Below are 24,440 nucleotides of genomic sequence, written 5' to 3' on the forward strand. Positions count from 1 at the left end.
ATTACAAAGTGACAGAGAGCCGCCACACCAGCGCGGCCAGAGTGACGAAAAGCACGGGCAGGGTCATGATTATGCCGGTGCGGAAGTAATATCCCCAGGTGATGGTCATGTTTTTCTGTGCCAACACATGAAGCCACAGTAGGGTTGCCAGACTACCTATCGGGGTGATTTTAGGACCTAAATCGCAGCCAATAATATTGGCATAAATCATCGCCTCTCTGACGATGCCGGTCGCAGCACTCCCGTCAATTGACAATGCACCAATAAGCACCGTTGGCATATTGTTCATCACAGACGACATGAACGCAGTCAGGAAGCCGGTACCGAACGTGGCAGCCCATAAACCTTTGTCTGCCAGCATATTGAGTACGGCAGAAAGATACTCAGTGAGTCCTGCGTTACGCAGGCCGTAGACAACCAGATACATACCCAGCGAGAAAATCACGATCTGCCAGGGCGCGCCGCGCAGCACTTTCCCGGTATTAATGACATGGCCACGCTTTGCTACCACGAAAAGCACTGCAGCCCCAACTGCTGCTATCGCGCTTACAGGGATCCCTAACGGCTCCAGAACAAAGAAACCAACCAGCAGGAACAGCAGAACAATCCAGCCCGCTCTGAACGTCGCAGGATCTTTAATCGCACTGGCAGGCATCTTGAGCAGTGAAACGTCATATCTGGCTGGGATATCGCGGCGGAAGAAGAGATGGAGCATAACCAGCGTGGCAGCTATGGCCGCCAGGTTCACAGGAACCATCACGGAGGCGTACTGTGTAAAGCCCAGGCCGAAGAAATCTGCCGAGACAATATTTACCAGGTTGGAAACTATCAGCGGCAGGCTGGCGGTATCAGCGATGAATCCTGCAGCCATGACAAAGGCCAGAGTCGTCGCCTGACTGAACCCCAGTGCGAGCAGCATCGCAATAACAATCGGCGTCAGTATCAGTGCTGCACCGTCGTTAGCAAACAGCGCAGCAACAGCAGCGCCAAGCAGTACTATCCAGGTAAACAGCAGGCGACCGCGCCCGTTACCCCATCGGGAAACATGCAACGCGGTCCATTCAAAGAAACCGGACTCATCGAGCAGCAAGCTGATGATGATCACCGCGATGAATGCCGCTGTTGCGTTCCAGACGATATTCCAGACTACGGGGATATCATGAATGTGGATAACCCCCATACCCAGAGCTAGTACGGCTCCGATACTTGCGCTCCAGCCAATGCTGAGGCCTCTGGGCTGCCAGATGACCAGGACCAGCGTCAGTATAAAGATACTCCCTGCCAAAATCATTTCAGGTTCCTTTGCATATGGTTATATGTATATGATAAACATTCTTAACATGATGTGCCGGCTGATTTTGACAGCCATTCATCCACATCTTCTCTCAGACACTGCCAGGACGTCGTGATCGTCTCAGCCGCCCACGCGGGCATGTGGGGAGACAGGCGGTAGTGAATCCATTTGCCTTCCCGACGGTCAAGCACCAGCTCAGCTTCACGCAGAATAGCCATATGGCGAGAAATTTTTGGCTGTGATTCAGTGGTGGCCGCACATATATCGCATACGCACAGTTCGCCGGACTCCCGGAGAAGCATGACAATCGCGAGGCGGGTTTCATCCGACAGGATTTTAAAAAGCTGAATAGGCTGTAGCATTTTTTACTCCGTTTCCTTTAGAACTCACATATGATAAAACATATATGTTTATTTTGAAATCACCAAAATCTCCCGGAGGAGTAATAATGGAACACTTTCCTGCACTGAACGCTGATTGCTTCGATCAGCTGATTGCTGAACGCCTGCAGCTCCAGGAACCGCCACGCATTCTGATTCTGTATGGCTCGGTAAGAGAACGTTCTTACAGTCGTTTTGCAGCAGAAGAAGCGGGTCGCCTGCTGACGGCGATGGGGGCGGAGGTCAGACTGTTTAACCCCTCAGGTTTACCCCTGCCGGATGATGCTCCGGATACGCACCCTAAAGTCACCGAACTGCGCGGACTGGTCAGATGGTGTGATGGAATGGTGTGGAGTTCTCCTGAACGGCATGGGGCAATGAGTGCGGTGATGAAAGCACAGATCGACTGGATCCCCTTAAGTGAAGGTGCGGTTCGTCCTTCACAGGGCAAAACTCTTGCGGTGATGCAGGTTTGTGGCGGCTCGCAGTCTTTTAATGCCTTGAACCAAATGCGTATTCTTGGGCGCTGGATGAGGATGTTCACTATCCCCAACCAATCTTCAGTAGCCAAAGCCTGGCAGGAATTCGATGAGAACGGGCGAATGAAACCTTCGTCCTGGTATGATCGTATCGTCGATGTCGCCGAGGAGTTGTTTAAAATCACGCTGCTGCTCAAGGGGCAAACCGGCTACCTTGCCGATCGCTACAGTGAACGAAAAGAGAGCCATCAGGAGCTTTCATCCCGCGTCAATCAGGAGAAAATATAACCTCCTTTCTTATTGAACTCACAGCACAAACCAGACCTACTGACGGGCAGGTGATTATTTCCCTGAACCAGCTGTCAGCAGGTAATCTCTTTTAACCCCGGAGAGAGGGCTCTACGGGGCCTTATCTTGCTGCTGACACTTAGGGGATATTCTTCAGTTATTTCAGCGAAACCAGGGAACTTAACAACCGTCGCTTGTATCAACGGTAGCCCGTTAAGGAACTATAGAGAAAATTGTACAGACAATCTGTTGCAGACCCATTTTCTCCTGACTTCCGCAAGATACTCACTTCCAGATCGTTCAGTGGAGGCAGACCTTCATTGGCACCAATAATGCACAGGGATGGCGGTACACTGCACTTAGCCAGACCGGCCACTGCAAGCCCCGCCTGAACAACAGCTACAAGACCAAGCAAACTGGCACTCGAATAAGCATTCCGGTAGGTATAGCCGTTTTCAGATAGAGCACGAATGACATTGGTACGTGCAGCACTTCCGGGAGCAAATAGTGCTACCGGGACAGGATCACTTTTCCAGGCGACATGTGTTGGTGATGCAACCCAGACAAAAGGCTCTTTTCGTATCACTTCAACCGGTTGTTCCTCCACCCGGGTAACAATGGCCAGGTCAATTTTCCCATCCGCAATAGCTTTTGTGAGGGAAAGAGAGGGCTCACATATCAGTTCTACTGTCACCAGGGGATGTTCCGCCGAGAATTGTTCAAGCACCGGAGGTAATAAAAAAGCGGCATAGTCATCAGGTACCCCCAGGCGAACACAGCCAGTTTCTTCTGGGCGTGTCACACTTGTCCAGGCCTCATCTGACAGTTTTAAAATTTGCCTGGCATGAACCAGGAAATCAGCACCAACGGAGTTGAGGGCAACAACCTTTGTCCCTCGATGTAAAAGGCGCTTACCGATGGACTGTTCAAGACGCTTGATCTGCATACTCACCGCAGACTGGCTTCTCCCTATACGTTCGCCCGCACGGGAAAAACTGCCCGTTTCGACAACAGCAACAAAGGCACGCAGCAGATCAATATCTAAAAGATTAGCCATAGTTCTATTAATATAACGAATAGAAGCTATCAAATCTATTCACTGGCTTAATTTAACCACAAAAAATATAGTTGCTTCATTGTTCATTTAGAGCCTGGGAAGGGATAGAAAAATGTCTGACAAACAGCTACCTGCGGTTAAACTTGCTGTCGGAATGGCGATGATAGGAACGGTTGGCGCTTTTGCCGTGGAGTCCGGACTTTCGCCAGTTTCGGTAGTGTTCTGGCGCTGCGTTTTTGGCACTCTCTTTCTTGGTTTATGGTGCATCATCCGTGGTTACCTGCCGGACAGGTCTCTTTCCCTTAAACGTCTTACTTATGCCTCCCTCGCAGGGGTCTGTATGGTGCTGAGCTGGATAGCTTTTTTTGCCGGATTCACACTTACCTCAATTGCCACAACAACTATTATCTACCACATACAACCTTTCTTTGTTGTACTGATTAGCGCAGTGTTTCTTAGGGAGCTGATCTCACTTAACCAGGTCCTATGGATGGCAGGAGCATTTACAGGTGTCATTCTGGCCAGTGGGCTTGTCTCTCCCTTCGGTATCATTAATATTCACTGGGTTCTGGGAGTCGCGCTTACACTGGTTGCAGCCTTGCTGTACGCGATATCAACATTAGTGGGGAAAGGACTGGGGCAGCAACGACCCGAAATTACCATATTATGCCAGACGATAGTTGGAATTATTCTGCTGGCCCCCTTTACCGACTCGTTTCGTTCAGTTCCTCCTGAGTCGTGGGGGTGGCTAATTGGCATAGGTGTATTGCACACCGGTGTCGCCTACGTCCTGATGTATTCGGCTTATCCAAAGTTAACCACCCCGGTAATTGGCGTGCTGACTTTTATCTACCCACTGATTGCTATCATTGTTGACTGGGTGTTTTATGGCCATCAACCAGGGGTCATTCAGATGACAGGTATGATACTGATCGCACTATGCACACTTGGTGTAAAACTGGGCTGGCCTTTCCCAGTCGGGCTAAAACGGAAGATAAGTTTATAAGGCCATAGCGACAGATAATCTTCACGGGTTCAGCGTCCGCTCATGGCACTAATCGGACAGACTGACCGAGTTGAAGGTCCGCTGTGAGCGAGGAGCGGACATTGTGGCCCCAGAAGAAAACCACCCTATCATTGACCTGCTTTCTTAATTGTTGGCCTGATCGTTTTGGTATTGAATGACGATCATCTGATTACCCCTCGTTTGCGTTGTTTTACGTTTCGACTTTACGATAAAGTACCTCTCTGATTTTCATCCAGGCTCCTACGATGTCAACAGTGATTTCTACCGAATCTTTCAGCAGCATCGTCCACTTCGTGACGGCCGCAAATTCAAGTAGTTTTACCGAAGCTGCTGAACAGTTGGGCGTGTCGAAATCAGCAATTGGTAAGAGCATTCAGCGACTTGAGCATAACCTCGGCACTCCGCTCTTTCATCGCACCACGCGTAAAATAAGCCTGACCACAGAGGGCGAAGCATATTTGGCAAGCTGCCAGAGTGCGCTTGAAACTCTGCAAATGGCAGAAATGGCGCTGCGTTCCAAGCTTACAGAGCCCACGGGTACAGTGAGGATAGATCTGCCTGCTGCCTTTGGCCGTTCGGTGATGATGCCGGTGCTGATGAGCATGACAAAACGCTATCCGTATCTGAAGCTGACCATCACTTTTAATGACCGCATCATTGACCCACTGGATATTGGTTTCGACCTGGCCATCCGCTTTGGTCCGGTGAAAGACACACCCGATCTCATCGCCCGTAAACTGAATGATCAGCATCTGATTATCTGCGCGTCTCCCACTTATATTTCGACTTATGGCACACCTGAAACTCCGGCCGATCTGGTACACCACCGCTGTATTCTGGCATGGCGCGGTGGGGCACCGCTTAGCTGGCTCATCCGAGACGAGAACGGGAAGGACATCAGGCTTAAACCCACGCCTTTTCATCAAATCAGTGATGGCGATGCGATGATCGATGCCTGTATTGCCGGAGCCGGTTTGATTCAGTTTCCCGAAGCGTTACTGCGGCCGCATGTACAGAGCGGTAAGTTAGTGCCGCTGCTGGCTGCCTGCAATCCTGCGCCCACCGAGCTCAATGTGATATGGCCCCGCGCTCGTCATTTGCTGCCAGGCGTACGTTTCATCATTGATGAGTTAATGGGTTTGGCTGCACAAAAAGCATTCGAATGATTGTAGATATAAAGTCTACACTCTGTCCTATTTTAGCCTGTTTATCCACTTACATTATCAGCGTAGGATTTCTTCTAACGTCAGTTTGACTGACAATTCATTCACTCATGAAGGGATCTACCATGCCAGTAGTTAATATTCAGATGTTCGAAGGCCGTGATGATGCTAAACCTGCTATTGCTAAAGCAGTAACTGAAGCTATCGCCACTCATGCCAACGTTGATCCACAGTATGTCTATGTCATTTTCAACGACGTAACCACCGACAACTGGGCAATTTCAGGTGAGATTTTTTCTGAGACGCTGAAAAAATCGAGCTGACATTCAGCGATCCTTAGTTTTACCCGCCGTTATGCTCTCGCGCATAACGGCATATTCCTTTATCCCTCTTCTCTTTGCTTGTTCACCCGCGCCCATCATTCTGGAGGTTACGATGAAAAATGAAATTACCTGTGTGTTTAACCTGGCAGTCAATGACGGACAATTCCCTGCGTTTAAAGAATTAGTTTCACGCGTGGTAGAAGCTACCAGTCAAGAACCCGGCACGCTGAGTTATGTCTACAGTGTCAGTAACGATCAGACAACGGCAAGCATTGGATGCATGGCGGAGAGAGATGGCGGTTAAGTCCAAGGTTAATCTTAATGACGAAATCGCTATCTGAACCCGCTTTCCGTGATCCCTAATACACCGTCAATACCATGCTGGATTATCAGGTAACCGATAAGCTTTCCACCAACCTCACCTGGACCTTGTTTGGGGAAACCTGAGCGGGCTTTTTAGCGCTCAAAAACTTCTTCTTGCCACCAGAAAAGCGCCAATCACCAGCAATATACCGCCCAGCAGGGCCGGCAGGTTTTCGCGCAGTGCCTCCGGGCCAGCCTTGTAAATATCGGCCATCAAGCCCGCCACCAGTTGGCTGGCTACCAGTACCGCAATGGTGGTTGCCGCCCCCAATTTCTGGTACCCCAGAATGCCGGAGAAGACAAAGAACGAACCCAGCAGACCGGGCAATAACATCCACAGCCGGAGGGCGCCCGTTATCTCTGCCAGGGCGCTGACGCCATTTTTGGCAAACAGCAGCCCCATCAACAACACCAGACCAACGCTGGAGTTGATCACCAGCGTAATCAGCACCGTCGAAACGCTTTCGGTGATACGTACCATCAACAGATTCTGGATAACCAGGCTGACCCCGGCCGCCACCAGCAGCAATAGCATGATATTCATAGAGGTTCCGTTCTTTGCAGCGTCATTGGCGGGCTGGTGGTGCATTGCTGTCGTCTAGTTTTAACTGCAGGAAGGTCAAATCCAGCCATTTGCCGAACTTGGCCCCCACTTCACTCATCCGACCGACCATTTCGAAACCCAGATTGATGTGCAGCTGTACAGAGGCCTGGTTGCCGGACTCAATGCCCGCCACCATCACGTGTTTGCCCATCGCCCTGGCGTGTTCAATCAGCGCAATTAACAGCGTTTTCCCCACCCCGCCGCCACGGCTGTCTTGCCGAACATAAACCGAATGTTCCACTGTGTGACGGTAACCGTCCCATGCCCGCCAATCGCCAAACGAGGCGTAGCCCATCACCTCGCCTGCCTCATTGATCGCCACCAGCACCGGATAGCCCGCCGCTTGCCGCTCCGCCATCCACGCGGCACGGTTTGCCTCGTCGACGCTAAGTTCATTCCAGATCGCGGTGGTATTAAGCACAGCGTCGTTATAGATAGCAGCAATGCCTGCGCTATCGGTTATAGTCGCGTTACGGATAAGCATGTTGACCTCTTGGTTGACCGTCTACTATCATACTACGATATGAATAATAAATTAGACAACCTAAATCAGCGCATCGGTGCGAGGATCCGCATCGAACGTGAAGCACGCCATTGGTCGTTGTCCGATCTGGCCGAACGGGCTGGCGTTTCGCGGGCGATGGTGCACAAAATTGAACGTGGCGACAGCAGCCCAACCGCGATGTTGCTGGGCAGGCTTTCCGGCGCGTTTGGCCTGAGCATGTCCAAACTGATCGCCCGGGCGGAAACGCAGGAAGGTCGGTTGATGCGCCGCCAGGACCAACCGCTGTGGGTCGATCCCGACAGCGGCTATGTGCGTCGCCATGTGTCACCGCAGTCAGACATCCCGCTCGATTTAGTGCGCATTGAACTGCCTGCTGGTGCTGCGATCCCCATGCCGGCTTCGGCCTATGCCTTTATGCGACAATTAATCTGGGTGTTGTCCGGCTCGCTGGTGTTCCAGGAGGGTGAAACCCGCCATGAAATGGCCGAGGGTGATTGCCTGGAGCTTGGGCCCCCCACGGACTGCGTGTTCAAAAATGAGAGCGCCGAAACCTGCATTTATCTGGTGGTGGTGATGAATAAGGCCTGAGCCCGTCAGGCCATATGATGGCGGCGCTCAGTTTTGCCGATCGCGGTTATATCCTGCGCAGAAGAACTTTTCGGCCAGACGATTGGCGCCGCCAGAAAAGAACTCGCTCATCACTTCCCCATTGAGATCGTACGCCCGACACAGCAACCCGGCTTCGAATGCCGCCTGGTTTTCGTCACCCAGGCTTTGGGCCAAGTGGTGAGCATAGCCCAGCACAAAGCCACGTTTATAGTCACAGCAGAAACGGGTAAGCTCCGAAGCCGGCCTGACGTCCTGCGTGGCTAAACCGGCCATCAGCCCCTTACCGAAGTGATTGTTCATGGCACCTCCTCTATCATTAAACGCTATATAAAATATTATATAACGATCATTGCGCGCATGGACATACTCACAAAGTTTTACCTGGTTACCTGTACGCATAAAAGACCCGCAGAGCGAAAAACCTGCGGGCAGATGAGCATTTAGACCAGGATAATTACAGGGTAAAGCTCAGCCCTTCTATCACCGTCTGCTCCAGCGGCAAGCGCCCTGAAGGGATCTCTTTTTGTTGCAAGAATTCCGGCAGCAGGGATTTGTCGCCCGCTTTGCCGATCGCCACCATACCGTGCACCTGATAGTTATCCGGCAGGTTCAACGCAGCCTTGATTTTGTCATGGTGAACACCGCCCATGCAGTGGGTCAGCCAACCTTTCAGGTGCGCCTGCAGCGCCAGGTTGGCCCAGGCGGCACCGGCATCAAAGGCATGACTCGGGTTACTGACTTCCTTCTCACCGTTCAGACTGGTGGTTTTGGAGATCACCACCACCAACGCCGAAGCGTGCTGCGCCCAACCGCGGTTGAACTCAATCAGGAAATCCAGATAGCTGTCCCAACTGGCCGAACCGTGTTTGCTGTAGGCAAAACGCCACGGCTGAATGTTATAGGCCGAAGGTGACCAACGCGCCGCTTCAAAGAAGCTCAGCAGGGTCTCATCGTCGATAGCATCATTGGCCAGCGCGCGCGGCGACCAACGTTCAATAAACTGCGCATCAATCGGGTAATCAGAAACTCTTGGCTGGCTCATGGACATCTCTCTCATGGGAATGGATAACAAAGTTATCTGATATTCCCATGTCTCACGCCAGAAAAACTTTTATTTTGTGCCCTTGCTCAGCGCCGGACCTCCTGTTGCAGCCAGTCCAGAAACGCCCGCACCGGCGGGTGCCGTTCGCGGCCAGGCACGCACAGCGCAGTATAAGCCGCACCCGGCACGCAAATGTCCGGTCGATAAGATGCCAGCAAACCGTTACGCACCAGATCGGACACCATTACCGAGCTGGCCAGCACCAGCCCCTGCCCGGCCACCGCCGCCTGCAGCGCATAATGCTCTTCGTCATAAGCCCGCAATGCGGCATGCTGCTGCCACCAGTCGACTCCCGCAGCCTGGCACCACTCACGCCAGCCAGTTTCATATAGGGTGGAGTCATGCCAATGAACGGTGATCAGCGTGGGCACGGGTTGCTCCATTGCACACAAATCTGGGGCACCGTAGACACCAAAGCTCTCCTCCAGCCGCGCCGCCTGATGCAGTTGCGGGTAGCTTGCGCTGCTGTAGCGAATGGCAATGTCCACGCTGGCGTCCTGTTGCAGATCAATCACCTCGCCGCAAGCCTCCAGCCGTACCAGATAATGCGGATAGGCCTGATAAAAACGTCCCAGGCGCGGCACCAGCCATAAGGCTGCAAAAGAATGGGTGACGGAAACACTCAATGATCCGGCGCTGGGCACCGGCCGCAAAGCATCCAGCGTGGTGGCAACATCAAGCAGCGCAGTGTGAACCCCTGCAAACAAACGCTCACCCTTCTGCGTCAATCTAACGCCACGCGGCAGTCGTTCGAACAAGGCAAAGCCCAACTGCTGCTCAAGCGCTTTGATCTGATGTGATACCGCAGTCGGCGTAACCGCCAGCTCCAGCGCCGCCTGTTTGAAACTGCACAGGCGGGCAGCGGATTCGAAAGTTCGCAATGCAGTTACGGGAAGCGAGGCAAACATGAACAAGACCCATACAGATGAATTTATCTCATCCTGACAGAGTAGCCGTCATTTGTCGCTTGCGCTGCACTCACCGTAAATTGACACCCGTATTCCCCTACTCAGCAAACGGAGAGTGACATGAACTCATCTCAGCAACCCAAACGCCTTATCGTCCTGGTGGGCAGCCCACGCCGCGACGGCAACAGTGCCACCCTGGCGCAAGCCGTCATGGCGGGAGCTGCCGAAGCCGGTACCGAAGCCAGCCTGCATTTTCTCGATGACTACATCAGTGGTTTTCTGGTGGATGGGCGCCATGCCGAGCCGCCTGCTGACCGTTATGGCGAACTGTTTCTGGAACACTTCTTGCCGGCGGATGGAGTGGTATTTTGTACCCCGCTTTACTGGTACGGCATGTCGGCACAAACCAAAGCCTTTTTCGACCGCTCTTTCAGCTATTACTCCAACGCCTATCCGGATGCGGAACAGGTTCATCAGCGTATGAGCGGCAAACGCATCGGGCTGACGGTGGCCTCGGAAGAAACTTACCCCGGCGGGGCAATGGGGATCGTGCATCAAATTCAGGAATTCAGCCGCTACTCGCATTGCGAATTCATCGGGATGGTCCAGGGGGCGGGCAACAACCGGGGTGAAGTTAGCCGCGATCCGCGCAATCCACTACAGGCCGCCCGCGATTTGGGGCGCGAGATTTTCACTCGCCGCTATTCGGATTACCGGATGGATACGCCGCGCAGCACACAGGTTTGGCAAGATTGATTCAACACAGGGGCGGTCTGCTGCCCCTTTATCAAGGTTACGCAAGTATATGTAGCAAACTATTGCCGACCATTGGCCCACCAGGACAAACATCATATGATGCAGATGCCAGACTGGCGCACTCATTAACTCGAAGCGAAACAAGATGTCAAAACAGTGGAAAATAACGGCGGCCAACGCCTGTCTGCAGGTGTACACCCGGTTGGGCGGCAACTTCAAAGAAAAGGCCAGTTTTACACCGGAGCTGACTTTCGAACGCATCGTTATTTTTTCCACCACCGCCCTCGGCGACCTGATGTTTAACACGCCGGCCATTCGCGCGGTGCGTGAACGTTACCCCATGGCGAATATCACCCTGATTTCCAGCCATAAGAATAAACAGCTGGTCGCGACCAGCCGTTACTTTAATGCTGTTATTTATTGGGATCATAAAGCCAAAGACATGCTCAGTATCATTCGCCAGTTGCGTAAGCATAAGCCGCAACTGGCCGTCATCCTGCACTCCAAATCCCCTTACGATGTGATTGTCGCCATCACTGCCGGTTGCCAGTATCTTTTCAAAGACGTCTACGGCAATAAAGCCACCGGTATGGAAACCTGGCTGAGCGGCGTAAGCCAGAGTACCGGCGGGCATTTGATTCAGCGCAAGCTGGATCTGGTGGCGCAACTGGGGTGTAAAACCGACAACACCGAGATGTTTATTCCCGTTGAATTTTCGCCGGTTAATAAAACCGCGGATAAAATCCCAATCGGTTTTCAAATGGGTGCTTCTGAAACGCTGCGCTGCTGGCCCGTCGGCCAGTTTATTCACCTGGCGAAACTGTTGCTGGCACAGTCGCCACACCACCAAATCGAATTAATCGGCTCCCCGAAAGAGCTGGCTATCGAAAAGGAATTTATGGCGGGGCTAACGGCGGACGAACAGCAACGCGTGGTCAGCCATATTGGCAAAACCACCCTGCCGCAACTGCTGGCGGTGATGTCAAACATGCAGGTGCTGGTAACCGGCGATACCGGCCCATTACATCTGGCCATTGCCCTAAAAACACCGACCATCAGCCTGTTTGTCACGGCCAATCCGCAGCACACCGGCCCCTATCAAAATAGCGAACTGCATCAGGTGATGAACGTATCGGTGGATGCGCAAAAGCTCACCACGGCTCAACGCCGCCAACCGCTCAGCATCATCACCGAAAATGAGGTGTTTGAAAAAGTGACGAGCGCGCTGGAGTTCACGCACCCGCAGGCTGACTAACGCACTCTTTGGGGCGGCTGGGCAAAAACCATCGCCAATGGGAACCAGAACAGGTACCAGAACTCGGCCGGATTGGCGATGACAAACATGCCCTGCGAGCAGTAGAAGATCAGCATAAACAGATATAAAGCCGCCTCCAGCCGCCACCCGGCCCTGAGGTGACGCGCGGCTTGCCGCGCGCCAAACGCCAGTAATCCGGCGAACAAACAAAAACCAACCAACCCGCCTTTGAGCAATGCCCCCAGATACAGGCTGTGAGTGGTATGAATAAACTCGCCGGTATAATTGGTAAAAGTCAGTTCTTTATCAAATCCATAGCCGAAAAACGGCGCCTGTTCTATCAACGCCAGGCTGTGCCGCCAAATGCTCATCCGCACGAAGCTCTGCTGATACAACTCGGCAAAGCGCGTAATCAGCATTTCCCCGATGGACGACCATAGCACCATGCCTACGGTAAATATGATCATTGCCATAATCAACATCGCCAATTTTTTATTCAGCGCCCGGTAATGCGTGGTTAACACCAGCGCCGCCATTAAGGCAATCAAAGGCCCACGGCTTTGTGTCAGTACCATAAAGGCAAAAAGTAGTGGGATCGTCAGCAGGACCTTTTTTTGTTGGGTATCACGAAAAACCATCAGGCTTAAAATAATGCCCAAAGCGGCATAACCGGCAAGATCGATCACATTACGCGGGCCGGGATTGGCGTCTGAGGTTTCTCTGAGGGTATAAATTTCTTGGTAATCACTCCATGCCAGATACAGGCATAGCAACGTGATACCGGCGATCACGCAGCAGAGCAAGAGATTGCGCCGGGGGCTATCCAGCACGCTGACCAACAGACCCAAATAAATCAGGATATAAGCGCTATGCGTCAGGGCAGACAGCGCATCTCCCGGCGTGCCTCCCCAGAAATTACTGGCGGAGTAGTACGCCAGAAAATACGCCGCCAAGGCTATTCCGGTGACCGCAGCACGTCTGCTAAACCAGGCCTGACGAAATTCCGGCCGGGTGAGCAGCGTCAGCAGGAAAAAAAATGCCGAGATATGGAATAGATTATTCACCCGGGTATGGCCGCAAAAAATGGCACTAAAGAAGGAGAATGCCAGGAAGACGTAAACAGCGATCGGTGTGGTTACATCAGTTTTTTTTGAAAAAATCACTGCAATCAACCTTTTCAAAAATACGGGTATCTATGGCGCTCGCCAATGAAAAATTCTTTACGGCGATATTGTTGATTTTCATTCTTTCAGCGGCATGGCTAAAAGCCGGGATGATCATATCATCGACCTTTTCGGGTAAAAATGTCGGCAGTTTGTTTTCTGGCGTTTCATAGAAGCGTGGCAAATGGAAATTGTTCATATCCAGCCCGACAATAAAGAGCTGTTTAAACCCCAGGAAGGAGATGATCTGAAACACCCAATAAACCACCGTGCCGGCATCAAAAATTCCATGCCGAATATCATGACTAAAAGCGATGGATTTACAGACAGAAGAAAAATAGACGTTACCGTCATGGCGGTAATGTTCCCACAATGCCGGAGGATTTATTTTTGGGCTGTAAATTTTGAAAGCCGCATCTTCGATGGCGGCAAACTGACACTTCACGCCTGCCAGCGTGAAACGGTCAATGATTTTCGCCACGCCGTGGACCGTCGTAAACAGGATTAAATCCTCTGCCAGAACAATGTCTTCTATAATATCCGGCCTTTGATCAATAAATCCCATATCGACAATGACGTAAAAACGAAAGCTCACCTGTTGGCTTAAGAAATAGGCCCCATTGACCCCGATGGCCGGCATATCAGGAATATCGCTAAAGTAAACAGAACTCACCGATGGCCCGGTGGCCGTCAGCAATACAGGCCCCTGAAAGCGGTCTTTTAACGCTGAAAGTTTCACTATAGGAATCATCTGTCTTTTATAATGAAACTCGACAATCTCGCCACTCTCCGCACGTTCAATTTTCACGTAAGGCCAGAGGTTTTCATTATGCCGATAAGGGCGGGAATGTGAATAACGGTATATCTGCTTAAAAAAACTTCCCATCGAGACCATTTCCCATCAAAAATGCATCCACGCCAACACAGATTCGTTTGATCTAAATTAAATCCATTGATGGGATGAGTATCGGAGCATTCATGACGGCGAGCAATTTATGCAATTTGAGTTATTCGTTATATTAACGACAAGAGATATGTCTATTTGTTAATAACGTTAAAAACCTGCCTTAAAAGGTAATTATTATCTTGAATTGCATAGGGGCGTAAACTTTCGCCCCGTTTTACACGGCGGTTATTGGCGGAAGACTTATTAATCGTCGAAGGGCTCACCCAAAGTCAGCATCAACCGGTTAGCCCAGGCAAAGAACGCCGTCGACTGCACCAAATCCAGCAACGCCAGCTCATCCAGCCCCTGCTCACGCAGCACTGCCAGATGTTCAGCGTTAACCTGCGGCGGCGTAGCGGATAACGCCGCCGCAAAGTCTATCTGTGCCCTCCACGGCTCCCCTTGCCCCTCACTCAACACGCCCCCCGGTGCTACCTCCAGCAGACGCTGCACCTCGTCCGTCTGTTTGGACAACTGTGCCGCCTTGCGCGCATGCACCGAAGCGCAATAGATGCAGCCATTCACCTTGCTGGCCACCGTGGCCGCCAGTTCACGGTCTTTACGTTCCAGCCCGCCTTGCGTATAGAAAATGGCCCGATCCACCAGCGTTCGCTGCTCCAGCACCGGATGGTTACGTGCCAGCAGGCGAAAATAATCCGAGTCGCTATGCCCGAAGCGCGTCAACAGCGCCTGACCCGATTCATCAAACTCCGCCAGCGGCTTGGCGGCGATCCACGGCTCCCAACCCAGTTCCTGACGGGTAAACACCGGCGGCGCATGGCGGCCACTCAGGGTGTCGGACTCGGTGCGCCAACTGCCGGCTCTGACCGGTGAGCTGCTGCTGCCCTCCTCAACCGGCTGACCGCCAAGCAGCCGATAGCCGGTTAACAGACGGCTTTGGAAACTGACAAACGCGATCAGTTGCGACAGGGTGACGATAGCGTCCAGTGACCAACCGGCCTGCTGCAATGCCTGCAAATGCTGGGCATCGGCACTGGCGGGTTTGAACGCCAACCGTTCGGCATGATCCAGCGCCGCCTGCAAACGCGGGCTATCCTCTGCGCCGCCCTGTTGTTGCAGCAACGCCGCATAATGGGCCGCCAGTGATTTATCCGCATGCCATTCGCTGATGCGCTGGGCGATTTGCAAGCGCTGCGCTACAGGAAAATCGCCGGCATCGGCGGGAGCAAACAGCGCAAGGTAGCTGGCCTGAATCGCGTCTGTCGCCGCCTGCCGTGTCACTCTGGCCTGTGCCAATGCGGAACCGGGTACGATCTCTGCCAGCACGGCCAGCAGGTCGTCATTATTCAATGTTGCAGTCATACCTTTTCCTCAGCGTGATGTTCGTGGGAGATGGAAGCGGGAGTGCGACGTTGCCAGCCCAGTTCCGGGGCAACGTGGCGGGCGATCAGCTCAATAGAACGCAGAATGTGGGCGTGCGGTGGATCAATGGAATGCACCTGGAACGCCAGGTCGGTGACTCGCGCCAGCGCGCTGTCTTTCTGCAACGAGGCGATCACCTGATCCGGAGTGCCGAGATGCACGTCAAAAGCCCGGATCAGCCCATCGAGCGACTCATCGGATGGCCGATGGCCACTGGCGCGCAGGCGTTCAAGCCCACGGCCCAACCCTTGCGCGGCAAAGTCCCGCGCCTGTTGGCTATTATCGGTCACCAGAGCGGTGCGCGACCCCATAATACGCGGTGCGATGCCGGGCGGCAGCGCCGCCAGATAGGCGTCGATAATCGGGTTCTGCAACTCGTCCAGCGGCAAATCTGGCGCATCCGCCGGGCGCGGTTGGGTACGCGACAACATTAAGCCGTCACCGGCACGTCCGGCACGCTCGCCACCTTCCACCGAAAAAGTCGCCTGCCAGACTCGCTCCACCAACTGCGGCGCTGCCGGATACAAACGGTTATCCTCACCGCCCAAGGCCTCACCGCGCCAGGCGCGCAGCAGCGTGTTGAAGTTGTCGGCAAATACCGCGTGGCGCTGCTGAGCATCAAAACCGAAGGCGCTGAACGATGACGGCGTGCCACCGGCGGCAATTCCCACCTCCAGCCTGCCGTCAGACAGCAGATCCAGCACCGCAGTATCCTCCGCCACACGAATGGCTGACTCCATCGGCAGCGTGATCACCCCGGTACCCAGCCGGATATGGCGAGTTCGTGCCGCCACCTGAGCCAGGAACACCAGGGGGGAAGGCAAGCCGCCCTCATCCTCATGAAAATGGTGTTGCGCCACCCAGGCGCTATCAAAGCCGACCCGTTCGGCATGCACGATTTGCTCGGTTGCCAACCGGTAACGCTGCTGTGCACTGCCCTGATCCAGCAGGCGGGTGAAAAAACCCAGTCTTTTACTGCTCATTAATCGCATCCTTAATCTTGGGCTGTTCGGCATAAAACTGACGCCCGGGAATAGCCTCAATCAACTGGCGGGTGTAATCACTGCCCGGCATGGCGAACAGCTCACCGGTCGCGCCGCTGTCCACCTGTAACCCACGGTGCAACACTGAAACGCTGTGTGAAATCTGCCGTACCCTGGCCAGATCGTGTGAGATAAACAAATAGGTCAGCCCCAGTTCCTGCTGCAAATCCTGTAACAGCCGCAGGATCTGCGCCTGTACCGTGACATCCAATGCCGAGGTCGCTTCGTCCAGCACCAGTACCCGTGGCTGCAACACCAGCGCCCGGGCGATCGCCACCCGCTGACGTTGGCCGCCGGACAGCTCGCGCGGCTTGCGGCTCAGTAACTCGTCCGGCAGCGCCACCCGTTCAAACAGCTCACGTACCCGCCGATAACGCTCGACTTTGCCCAGCGGTTCAAAGTTCAGCAACGGCTCTTCAATCACCTGAGACAGCGTCTGCGATGGATCGAGCGAACCGAACGGATTCTGATACACCAACTGAATACGGCGACGGAACTGCCGCAGCGCCTCCCCCTTCAACTGGGTGAAGTCGATGCCGTCGATAATGATTTGCCCGGCGTCCGGCCGTTGAAAACCGAGCAGGCAGCGTGCCAACGTGGTCTTGCCGGAGCCGGATTCCCCTACCAGCGCATGGGTGGTGCCACGCGGTACGCTAAATGACACCTGATCCAACGCACGGTAAGTTTTGCCCCCCACACCGGCCAGGCGGAAATCTTTCACCAGCCCATTAACCTGGATCGCCAACTCTTGCGTGCTGCTGTGGGGTTGCGGCAACGCCGCACGGGTCAACGATGGCACGTCGGCAAACAGTCGGCGGGTATAATCGCTGGTGGGGGCACGCAGCACTTCGGCGGTCACCCCCTGCTCCTGAACCCGGCCATGGCGAAACACCAGCAGCCGGTCGGCACGCTCCGCCGCCACAGCCAGATCGTGAGTCACCAGCAGCACCGCGGTACCAAACTCCTGCCGCAGCTCGTCGATCAGATCGAGAATGCGCTTTTGCACCGTGACATCCAGCGCGCTGGTTGGCTCATCGGCGATAATCAGCGCCGGTTGCAGCGCGATAGCGATGGCGAGCAACACCCGCTGTTTCATGCCGCCGGAAAGTTCGTGCGGATACTGACGCGCCCGCAGCTCCGGGTGGGTCAGACCAACCCGGGTCAGTAATGCCACCACCCGCTGCTGCACCTGTTTGCGCGGCAGGCGACGGTGAATATTGAGGATCTCCGCCACCTGTTCGCCGATAGTCTTCACCGGGTTGAGCGAGCTGGACGGATCCTGTGGGATCAGACTGATTTGCGCGCCACGCACTGCATCCAGACGTCGTGACGACCAATGGCTGATATCGGTGCCGTTGAGACGGATAGCGCCCTGCTCCAGACGGCCATTTTCCGTCAACAGGCCAATGATTGCCTGCGCGGTGGTGGTTTTGCCTGAGCCGGACTCGCCGACCAATGCCACCACTTCCCCCGGCTGAATGGCGAACGATACCTGATGCACCACCCGCTGGCTGCCGGTTGCGCCCTGATAGGCAATCGACACCTGCTCCAGCTCCAATACCGGCGTGGCCGCCGCCCGTTGTAATGCCGTCTGAATACTCATAGCTGCGTTCTCCCCAATGCACGGCTGATGCGGTTGGCCGCCAGCACCACCGCCACCACCGCCAGCCCCGGGAAGGTCGTCAGCCACCAGGCGGTGGAAATGTAGTTGCGCCCTTCGGCGATCAACAGTCCCCACTCCGGCGTCGGCGGCGGAGTGCCATAACCCAGGAAGCTCAGGGTGGCGATCGCCAAAATAGCGCTGCCAAACTGCAACGCCGAGAAGGCGATCACCGAAGTCAGCGAGTTCGGCAGGATGTGCCGCCACAGCACCGCCCAGAAGGTACCGCCGCTGCCATAGGCCGCTTCAACGTAATCACTGTGCCGCACCCGCACTACTTCTGCGCGCGCCAGGCGGGCAAAGTTGGCGACCGAAGTAATCCCGACGGCAATGGCGGCGTTAACCGTACCAAACCCCAGTAAAATAATGATGCTCAGCGACAGCAGCAGGCCGGGAATAGACAGCAAGACGTCGACAAAACGCATCACCGCTTCGTCCGCGATGCCCCCCACCGCACCGGCAATCAGCCCCAGCGCGGTGCCCAGCAATAATCCCAGCGCGACTGCCACCAGCGCGGCGGACAGCGTCTGCGAGGCACCATAGACAATGCGCGCATACAGATCGCGCCCCAGTTGATCGGTGCCCAGCCAGTGTTCGCCGCCCGGTGCCAGCCGCTGCGCACCGGCGATACCTTCGGTGCCGCTGTAGGCGGTGAATAACTGGGGCGTCAGCGCCCACAGCACTGCAATGGCGATCACCGCCCAGGCCAGCAGCAAGGTCAACGGCACGCGACGACGGCGTGGACGGCTGGTCGGTAAGGTTCCTTCACTTTCCAGGCCGCCCAGATCTCGCTCCGGTACGACCGCTTTTTCATAGGAGATACTGCTCATACGGCGACTCCTGTGTGGGTTTTCAGTCGTGGATCCAACAGCGGGAACAGCAGATCCACCAGCAGATTGAGGGTGACGAAAGCGGCGGCGGAGATCACCACGATCGCCTGCAACACCGCCACGTCCTGATTCAGCACCGCCTGCAGGGTCAGTTGTCCCAGCCCGCTGCGGCCAAACACGGTTTCGGTAATCAGCGCGCCGGCGATCAGTTCGCCCAACAGAATACCGGCGATGGTCAGCGCCGGCAGCATGGCGTTGCGCGCCACATGCCGCCACAGCACCCCGCTACGGCTGGCACCTTTGGCACGCGCCACGGCGACAAACGGCTGGGTCTGCACCTGGTCAATGCTGCGGATCAGGATCTGCGCCAGCGGGGCGGAGATCGGTACCGCCAACGTCACAATCGGCAGGATTAACCCTTGCCACTCACCCGGGTTGATCACCGGGATCAGCTTGAGTTGGAACGAAAACACCTGGATCAACACAATCCCCAGCCAGAAGGTCGGCACCGAGACAAACAGCGACGGCAGCGACTGCAGCGCCGATCTCAGCCAGCCAAAACCGGTCAGATTGGAGATAAAGGCAATCGCCAGCGCCAACAGCAACGCCAGCGTAAAACCCAGCACCGCCAGTTGCAGCGTGGCGGGCAGGTTGGTGGCCAACAGTTCGGTGACCGGTACCCCGGCCTGAATGGAGTAGCCCAGATCTCCCCGCAGCACGTTACCCAACGCATGCAGATACTGCTGCCACAGCGACACATCGGCACCATAGGCGGCACGCATATCGGCGATCTGCACCGGGCTTAGCCCCATGTCCGGGTTCTGGAACTTAATCAGGATCGCATCGCCCGGCAGCACCTGCAGTAGGAGAAAAGACAGGCTAAAGGTCGCCCACAGCACCAGCAGCGCCTGCCCGATGCGCCGCGCCAGATATCGGCTCATCATGCTCTCCTTAATGTTTTTCTAACCAGGCGCCGTAGAAACTCGGGCGACCCACGGCTTCGAAGCTCACCCCCTTCAGATAAGGTGCACCGGCAAACACCTGCGGCTCCTCGAAGAACGGGATCACATAGGCCTGATCGATCAGGTAATTTTGTGCTTCACCGGCAATCTGCAGGCGTTTTTGCGGGTCCACCTCAGAGGCGATGCCCAGCAACAGCGCGTTCAGCTTGTCGTCGCTGAACTGGCTGTTTTTACCGGAGCCGCCTTGCTGCAATAGCGCATCGCGGTTGGTCGGGTAGAACTGGCTTTTAATCACGTCAGGATCGGCCCGCCCCACTTCCACCACCGCCGCCGGGGTTTTCTGCGGGTCGAGGTTATCGGCCACCCGGCTGCTGGCGTCACCGGCCAGAATGTTCAAACGCGCGCCGACCTTGCCCCACTGCTGCGAAACCAGTTGCAGAACCGCCTTGTTCTGCGGTTGCGGCAGCGATTCGTAAACATTCAACAGCAGTTTTTTACCGTCCTTCTCACGCAGGCCGTCGCTGCCCTTTTTCCAGCCCGCCTCATCCAGCAGGCGGTTGGCCAGTTGCGGATCGAACTTCAACTTGGCGGACAAGTCGACAAAACCAGCGGCGGAAGAAGCAATCACCGATTTGGCCTGTGGGTAGTTAACCGAGAACAGCGTATCGACGATCTGCTTGCTGTCAGTGGCATGCAGCAACGCCTGACGCACGCGCAGGTCGCTTACCAACGAGTTATCCGGTCGGAAGGCGATGCTGTCATTAACACCACGCGTTGGGGCCGCGTAGATTGTGAAACCCTGATCCTGAGTCTGCTTCTCGTCGTAGGCCTGGATCTGGCGAATAAAGTCCGCCTGCCCGGCTTGCAACGCACCGATACGCACGCTGTCTTCCCCGGTGACAATCACCTTGATGCCATCCAGATTCGCGCGCCCTTGCTGAGCCAGCCTGGCCGGACCCCAGTGATAATCTTTGCGAACGCTAAGGCTGACCTCACGCCCCAGCGTCTCGCCGCTGACCACAAACGGGCCAGATCCGATGATATGGCGCGCATCGCCGAGTTGGTCATAGTTGCGGTTCAGGGTGCTGAGCGAAACCAAGCCCGAGCCAATAGTGGCGGTACCCTGCAGGAAACCTGGCGACGAGTGCTTGAAGTAAAATTTGACGGTTAACGGGTCGCTCACTTCGCTGTGGTCGTAGTTATTGATGACTTCAGACACCGGCAGGCGTTTCTCTTTATTGCCCAGGCCATAGGTATCGAAGTTTTTTGCCACCGCATTGGCATCCAGCGGTGTACCGTCGGAGAAGGTCACCCCCGGCCGCAGCTTGAAGGTGTATTCGGTTTTGTCGGCGTTGCTGCTCCAGGATTCGGCGATCCACGGCTCAATCTCCAGCGTTTGCGGGTTCTGGTAGGTCAGTTTGTCAGTGATTTGATTGAGGATGCCGCCATTGGGGTAGAAACCGCCAGAAGGCGGATAAAGGTTGGTGTGCGCCTGCTGTTCCAGGTAGACCAGCGTGCCGCCCTGCACCGAGGCCAGCGCCGGACTCATCACCGTCGCCAGGCCCAATGCCACTGTTATCCCGCTGGTTAATCTATTGAAAGAGAAATTAAACATCGTATGCCACGCCTTCTTTATTTCGGAATGTTATGGGTTAGATAACAAACCAAATCGGCGGGGAGTTGAACGAACTAATTTCGCTAACCAATGGCGAAAAATGCACAAGGCATCGGTGGTTGGCAGAAAGGATGTTTTGTTATAACGTATCAGAAATCAAACCAGGAAGACCAAAATGAAAATTCAGCTCTCGCTGTTGTTCCTTGGCCTATTGGCCGGACGCGCCGCCGCGTTTCAGTCAAAAGTGCCGGAACCGCAGCCAGAACAGACGCGCGCAGCAGAAAATAATATCGAGAATAGGTTCTACGGCTTTCATGCGCTGGATGCGCAAACGGTCAATGTCGGCACCTGCGCAGCATTGCCGCAGGCCGGATGCCAATGTGCTTTTTGCACCATGCTGCGACAGGCCGGGCCGACGAAATAATCGGTCCGGATCAAACCTCAGCCCAGTTCATACTGCACAATCAACTGCCCTTTTTTCATCTTGAGCGCGGTAATATTTACCTTACCCAGTTCAGCCAGGGAAGAGACATGGGTACCACCGCAGCCATAAGTAGGCAATTGACCAAAACCTACCTGACGCAGGCCGTCAACCGTCAGTTGTTTGCGTGGGAAATCCGCCGCAATCAGCCGCGCCAACTCCGCGTCCAAAAAATCCAGATCCAGGGTTTGAGGTTCAGCGCCCGGTGCAAAGGTAATGCGCCCTTCACCCGGCCAGTGGTGCGCCTTGACCGGTTGCCAGCCTCGCGTTTCACCCAACCAGCCAATCAGATGTCCGGCGGAATGCCAACGGGTATGCAAGCGGCGCCGCTCGCCCTCAACCTGCACGCTTATCGGGCCAAGAGGCACGGGGTCGGCGGTAAAATGCAGCACCTGATCCCCCTGTTGTGCCACACGCAGCACCGGAATAGCACCCAGCCTGCCACCGTCTGCCGGTTGTCCGCCGCCCTGAGGGTGAAACAGCGTGGCGTTCAATGTTATCGCGTACCCGCCGTCTTCAACCGGAGTACAGGCCAGTACCTGCGCTTCAGCCTGTAAATCGTCGCTGTAAAAATAGAGTCGTTCGGTCATGGTTTTTCTCCTGGTTAGAAGCCCCATTATATTCATGCCATAATCAAAGCATAATCCATCAACTTTACAATGGACCTTTGCGCTGTGAGCACAAATCTTTCTCATTCACTGCTGGCCGAAATGGCCGTGTTTGTTCAGGTGGTGGAAAGCGGCAGTTTTTCCGCCGCCGCTCGTCAACTGGGCACCTCTCCCTCTGCTGCCAGCCGCAGCGTGGCCAAACTCGAACAGGCGTTGGCATTGCAACTGCTGCACCGCACCACGCGTAAGCTGCGCCTGAGTGAACAAGGTGAAGAGGTGTTTCTACGCTGTCGCAGCATGTTGCACGCGGCGAACTCGGTCATGGCGTTCAGCGGCCGTGGGGCGGTGGAACCCGAAGGGCTGGTCAGCATCAGCGTGCCCAAAGCCGTCGGCCGCTTTGTGTTGCACCCGCATATGCCAGAGTTTCTACGCCGTTACCCCAAGGTAGATATTCGCCTGCGGTTGGAAGACCGCTATATGGATTTGATTGACGATCGGGTCGATCTGGCGCTGCGCATTACCGAACGTCCTTCTCCCGGCTTGATCGGCCGCCAGCTGATGACCATCGAACACCTGCTGTGCGCCACCCCCGGTTATCTGGCACAGCACGGCACGCCGCAGCATCCGCAGGATTTAACTCAGCATAGCTGTATTTATCTGGGAGAAACGCCCAACGACGCCCGTTGGAAATTCCGTCGCGCCGGTAAAACGGTGACGGTGAACGTACACGGGCGCTATGCCGCCAACCACACCGGCGTGCGGCTGGATGCGGTAAAACAGCACATTGGCAGCCTGCCGTACTTTACTGCCCGGCAGGCGCTGGACAGCGGTGAAGTGGTGCAAGTGCTGCCGGAATGGGATTTTCTCAGCAGTTACCACGGCGGCCTGTGGCTACTGTATGGCCCCAACCAGCACTTGCCGCCCAAACTGCGGGTGTTTATCGACTATCTGGTTGCCTGTTTGGCAAAAGAGCCGCAACTAAAGCGCCTTACGTAGCGTGATGTTAATGCGGTGTGGCCCCACCAGTGAATGATAGCCCTCTTTGATCGGCATAATACCGTGAAAACACAGCCGTGACGGGCCGCCCCATACCACCACGTCACCGTGTGCCAAGGGTATGCGCTGGGTGCGATCGCTGCGCTGCATGCCGCCAAACTGGAACACCGCCGGTAACCCCAGTGAAACGGAAACGATCGGCGAGCCGAAATCATGCTCGTCTTTATCCTGATGCAACGACAGCTTGCTGCCCGGATCGTAGCGGTTCATCAGGCAGGAATCCGGCACGAAAGGGGCAAAACCCGCCTGCTGCGCCGCCTCATCCGCCAGCGCCATCAGGATAGCCGGGATCGGTGGCCAGCGTTTGCCGCTGCGCGAGTCGCGTTCGGAGTAACGGTAACCCCGGCTGTCACTGCTCCAGCCGTTACCGCACCAGCTCATCGCCACCGACATAACATGACCGCCCGGCGTGGTCATATGCCGCCACGGCACCTGAGCGATCACCCCATTCACTGCCGCCAGCAACTCCGGGCCGTGATCGCGCACAAAACCGTGCATCACCACCGCGCCAGGGGCGATCTGCTCCCGCCACGGCGGCGGCACAGAGTCTTCAAAAAGATCGAGGGTCATCGCATAACAC

28 protein-coding genes are annotated in these 24,440 nt (G+C 55.1%); 10 read left to right on the forward strand and 18 right to left on the reverse strand.

All coding sequences use genetic code 11. The features are described from left to right. Position 1: 1 nt before the first annotated feature. On the reverse strand, positions 2 to 1,291 hold the full coding sequence (locus F8R23_RS07130; protein ID WP_129938338.1) for an arsenic transporter: 1,290 nt from the start codon (positions 1,289 to 1,291) through the stop codon (positions 2 to 4). 44 nt (positions 1,292 to 1,335) lie between these two features. After that, complete coding sequence (locus tag F8R23_RS07135; RefSeq protein ID WP_151415431.1) at positions 1,336 to 1,656, reverse strand: transcriptional regulator; 321 nt, start codon at positions 1,654 to 1,656, stop codon at positions 1,336 to 1,338. 86 nt (positions 1,657 to 1,742) lie between these two features. Between F8R23_RS07135 and arsH the strand changes: the two genes are divergently transcribed. Beyond that, on the forward strand, positions 1,743 to 2,441 hold the full coding sequence (gene arsH / locus F8R23_RS07140) for an arsenical resistance protein ArsH (RefSeq protein ID WP_129936462.1): 699 nt from the start codon (positions 1,743 to 1,745) through the stop codon (positions 2,439 to 2,441). Between the two features lie 199 nt (positions 2,442 to 2,640). On the opposite strand, the gene F8R23_RS07145 is transcribed toward arsH, so the two are convergent. Continuing rightward, complete coding sequence (locus tag F8R23_RS07145; RefSeq protein ID WP_129936463.1) at positions 2,641 to 3,498, reverse strand: LysR substrate-binding domain-containing protein; 858 nt, start codon at positions 3,496 to 3,498, stop codon at positions 2,641 to 2,643. Between the two features lie 112 nt (positions 3,499 to 3,610). On the opposite strand from F8R23_RS07145, the gene F8R23_RS07150 reads away from it, so the two are divergent. The 4 genes from F8R23_RS07150 (at position 3,611) to F8R23_RS07165 (ending at position 6,315) form a co-directional block, all read left to right on the forward strand. Next, positions 3,611 to 4,504, forward strand: a complete 894-nt coding sequence (locus tag F8R23_RS07150) for a DMT family transporter (protein ID WP_129936464.1) — start codon at positions 3,611 to 3,613, stop codon at positions 4,502 to 4,504. A 266-nt stretch (positions 4,505 to 4,770) separates the two neighbouring features. Beyond that, positions 4,771 to 5,691 (forward strand): LysR family transcriptional regulator, encoded by a 921-nt coding sequence (locus F8R23_RS07155; RefSeq protein ID WP_129938340.1) that lies wholly within the window; start codon positions 4,771 to 4,773, stop codon positions 5,689 to 5,691. A gap of 122 nt (positions 5,692 to 5,813) precedes the next feature. Next, entirely contained in the window at positions 5,814 to 6,011 is a 198-nt protein-coding gene (locus F8R23_RS07160) for a tautomerase family protein (RefSeq protein WP_129936465.1), read from the forward strand. Positions 6,012 to 6,123: 112 nt separating this feature from the next. Next, complete coding sequence (locus F8R23_RS07165) at positions 6,124 to 6,315, forward strand: putative quinol monooxygenase (protein ID WP_151415432.1); 192 nt, start codon at positions 6,124 to 6,126, stop codon at positions 6,313 to 6,315. 159 nt (positions 6,316 to 6,474) lie between these two features. Here the strand turns inward: F8R23_RS07165 and F8R23_RS07170 are convergent, their stop codons facing one another. Beyond that, entirely contained in the window at positions 6,475 to 6,918 is a 444-nt protein-coding gene (locus tag F8R23_RS07170; RefSeq protein ID WP_112348983.1) for a DMT family transporter, read from the reverse strand. 22 nt (positions 6,919 to 6,940) lie between these two features. Beyond that, positions 6,941 to 7,462 (reverse strand): GNAT family N-acetyltransferase, encoded by a 522-nt coding sequence (locus F8R23_RS07175; protein WP_085117529.1) that lies wholly within the window; start codon positions 7,460 to 7,462, stop codon positions 6,941 to 6,943. Positions 7,463 to 7,501: 39 nt separating this feature from the next. On the opposite strand from F8R23_RS07175, the gene F8R23_RS07180 reads away from it, so the two are divergent. Next, positions 7,502 to 8,071, forward strand: coding sequence for a helix-turn-helix domain-containing protein (locus tag F8R23_RS07180; RefSeq protein WP_085117530.1), 570 nt, complete (start codon positions 7,502 to 7,504; stop codon positions 8,069 to 8,071). A gap of 27 nt (positions 8,072 to 8,098) precedes the next feature. Here F8R23_RS07180 and F8R23_RS07185 read toward each other — a convergent pair whose 3' ends face one another. The 3 genes from F8R23_RS07185 to F8R23_RS07195 all read right to left on the reverse strand — a co-directional run bounded on the left by F8R23_RS07185 (position 8,099) and on the right by F8R23_RS07195 (position 10,102). Beyond that, positions 8,099 to 8,392 carry a DUF2623 family protein gene (locus F8R23_RS07185; protein ID WP_112348981.1) on the reverse strand — a complete coding sequence of 98 codons (294 nt, stop codon included), beginning with the start codon at positions 8,390 to 8,392 and terminating at the stop codon, positions 8,099 to 8,101. 154 nt (positions 8,393 to 8,546) lie between these two features. Then, positions 8,547 to 9,134 carry a nitroreductase family protein gene (locus F8R23_RS07190; RefSeq protein WP_151415433.1) on the reverse strand — a complete coding sequence of 196 codons (588 nt, stop codon included), beginning with the start codon at positions 9,132 to 9,134 and terminating at the stop codon, positions 8,547 to 8,549. An 86-nt stretch (positions 9,135 to 9,220) separates the two neighbouring features. After that, a complete protein-coding gene (locus F8R23_RS07195) occupies positions 9,221 to 10,102 on the reverse strand; it encodes a LysR substrate-binding domain-containing protein (protein ID WP_112348979.1) in 882 nt (293 codons plus the stop codon). 120 nt (positions 10,103 to 10,222) lie between these two features. Between F8R23_RS07195 and F8R23_RS07200 the strand changes: the two genes are divergently transcribed. Continuing rightward, positions 10,223 to 10,858: a flavodoxin family protein gene (locus F8R23_RS07200; RefSeq protein WP_129936468.1), complete on the forward strand. Its 636-nt coding sequence runs from the start codon at positions 10,223 to 10,225 to the stop codon at positions 10,856 to 10,858. Between the two features lie 145 nt (positions 10,859 to 11,003). Then, on the forward strand, positions 11,004 to 12,113 hold the full coding sequence (locus F8R23_RS07205; protein WP_129936469.1) for a glycosyltransferase family 9 protein: 1,110 nt from the start codon (positions 11,004 to 11,006) through the stop codon (positions 12,111 to 12,113). Here F8R23_RS07205 and F8R23_RS07210 read toward each other — a convergent pair. From F8R23_RS07210 to F8R23_RS07245, 8 genes are all read right to left on the reverse strand, one after another. After that, the gene (locus F8R23_RS07210; RefSeq protein WP_129938342.1) at positions 12,110 to 13,276 is read right to left on the reverse strand and encodes an O-antigen ligase family protein; all 1,167 of its coding nucleotides are present in this window, start codon (positions 13,274 to 13,276) and stop codon (positions 12,110 to 12,112) included. The two genes, F8R23_RS07205 and F8R23_RS07210, sit on opposite strands and share 4 nt — an antisense overlap. Next, positions 13,254 to 14,162, reverse strand: a complete 909-nt coding sequence (locus tag F8R23_RS07215; RefSeq protein ID WP_129938343.1) for a sugar glycosyltransferase — start codon at positions 14,160 to 14,162, stop codon at positions 13,254 to 13,256. Before F8R23_RS07215 ends, F8R23_RS07210 begins: the two co-directional genes overlap by 23 nt. 264 nt (positions 14,163 to 14,426) lie before the next feature. After that, the gene (locus F8R23_RS07220; RefSeq protein WP_129936472.1) at positions 14,427 to 15,545 is read right to left on the reverse strand and encodes an alkylhydroperoxidase domain protein; all 1,119 of its coding nucleotides are present in this window, start codon (positions 15,543 to 15,545) and stop codon (positions 14,427 to 14,429) included. Then, a complete protein-coding gene (locus tag F8R23_RS07225) occupies positions 15,542 to 16,588 on the reverse strand; it encodes a putative FMN-dependent luciferase-like monooxygenase (RefSeq protein ID WP_112348973.1) in 1,047 nt (348 codons plus the stop codon). The genes F8R23_RS07220 and F8R23_RS07225 overlap by 4 nt, the downstream gene beginning before the upstream one ends. Continuing rightward, positions 16,578 to 18,251 carry a dipeptide ABC transporter ATP-binding protein gene (locus F8R23_RS07230; protein ID WP_151415434.1) on the reverse strand — a complete coding sequence of 558 codons (1,674 nt, stop codon included), beginning with the start codon at positions 18,249 to 18,251 and terminating at the stop codon, positions 16,578 to 16,580. Before F8R23_RS07230 ends, F8R23_RS07225 begins: the two co-directional genes overlap by 11 nt. After that, the gene (locus tag F8R23_RS07235) at positions 18,248 to 19,138 is read right to left on the reverse strand and encodes an ABC transporter permease (RefSeq protein ID WP_151415435.1); all 891 of its coding nucleotides are present in this window, start codon (positions 19,136 to 19,138) and stop codon (positions 18,248 to 18,250) included. The genes F8R23_RS07230 and F8R23_RS07235 overlap by 4 nt, the downstream gene beginning before the upstream one ends. After that, positions 19,135 to 20,079 carry an ABC transporter permease gene (locus tag F8R23_RS07240; protein ID WP_112348970.1) on the reverse strand — a complete coding sequence of 315 codons (945 nt, stop codon included), beginning with the start codon at positions 20,077 to 20,079 and terminating at the stop codon, positions 19,135 to 19,137. The genes F8R23_RS07235 and F8R23_RS07240 overlap by 4 nt, the downstream gene beginning before the upstream one ends. Before the next feature lie 10 nt (positions 20,080 to 20,089). After that, complete coding sequence (locus tag F8R23_RS07245) at positions 20,090 to 21,715, reverse strand: TIGR04028 family ABC transporter substrate-binding protein (RefSeq protein WP_151415436.1); 1,626 nt, start codon at positions 21,713 to 21,715, stop codon at positions 20,090 to 20,092. Between the two features lie 175 nt (positions 21,716 to 21,890). Here F8R23_RS07245 and F8R23_RS07250 point away from each other — a divergent pair, with 175 nt between their 5' ends. Beyond that, positions 21,891 to 22,139, forward strand: a complete 249-nt coding sequence (locus tag F8R23_RS07250) for a hypothetical protein (protein WP_129936476.1) — start codon at positions 21,891 to 21,893, stop codon at positions 22,137 to 22,139. 17 nt (positions 22,140 to 22,156) lie between these two features. Here F8R23_RS07250 and F8R23_RS07255 read toward each other — a convergent pair whose 3' ends face one another. Continuing rightward, positions 22,157 to 22,786 carry an alanyl-tRNA editing protein gene (locus tag F8R23_RS07255; RefSeq protein ID WP_151415437.1) on the reverse strand — a complete coding sequence of 210 codons (630 nt, stop codon included), beginning with the start codon at positions 22,784 to 22,786 and terminating at the stop codon, positions 22,157 to 22,159. A gap of 84 nt (positions 22,787 to 22,870) precedes the next feature. On the opposite strand from F8R23_RS07255, the gene F8R23_RS07260 reads away from it, so the two are divergent. Next, on the forward strand, positions 22,871 to 23,800 hold the full coding sequence (locus tag F8R23_RS07260) for a LysR family transcriptional regulator (protein WP_211369067.1): 930 nt from the start codon (positions 22,871 to 22,873) through the stop codon (positions 23,798 to 23,800). On the opposite strand, the gene alkB is transcribed toward F8R23_RS07260, so the two are convergent. After that, positions 23,783 to 24,430 carry a DNA oxidative demethylase AlkB gene (gene alkB, locus F8R23_RS07265; protein ID WP_129938347.1) on the reverse strand — a complete coding sequence of 216 codons (648 nt, stop codon included), beginning with the start codon at positions 24,428 to 24,430 and terminating at the stop codon, positions 23,783 to 23,785. The genes F8R23_RS07260 and alkB overlap by 18 nt on opposite strands. Between the last annotated feature and the right edge of the window lie 10 nt (positions 24,431 to 24,440).

The organism is Serratia proteamaculans, from assembly GCF_008830365.1.
GTDB classification, from domain to species: domain Bacteria; phylum Pseudomonadota; class Gammaproteobacteria; order Enterobacterales; family Enterobacteriaceae; genus Serratia; species Serratia proteamaculans.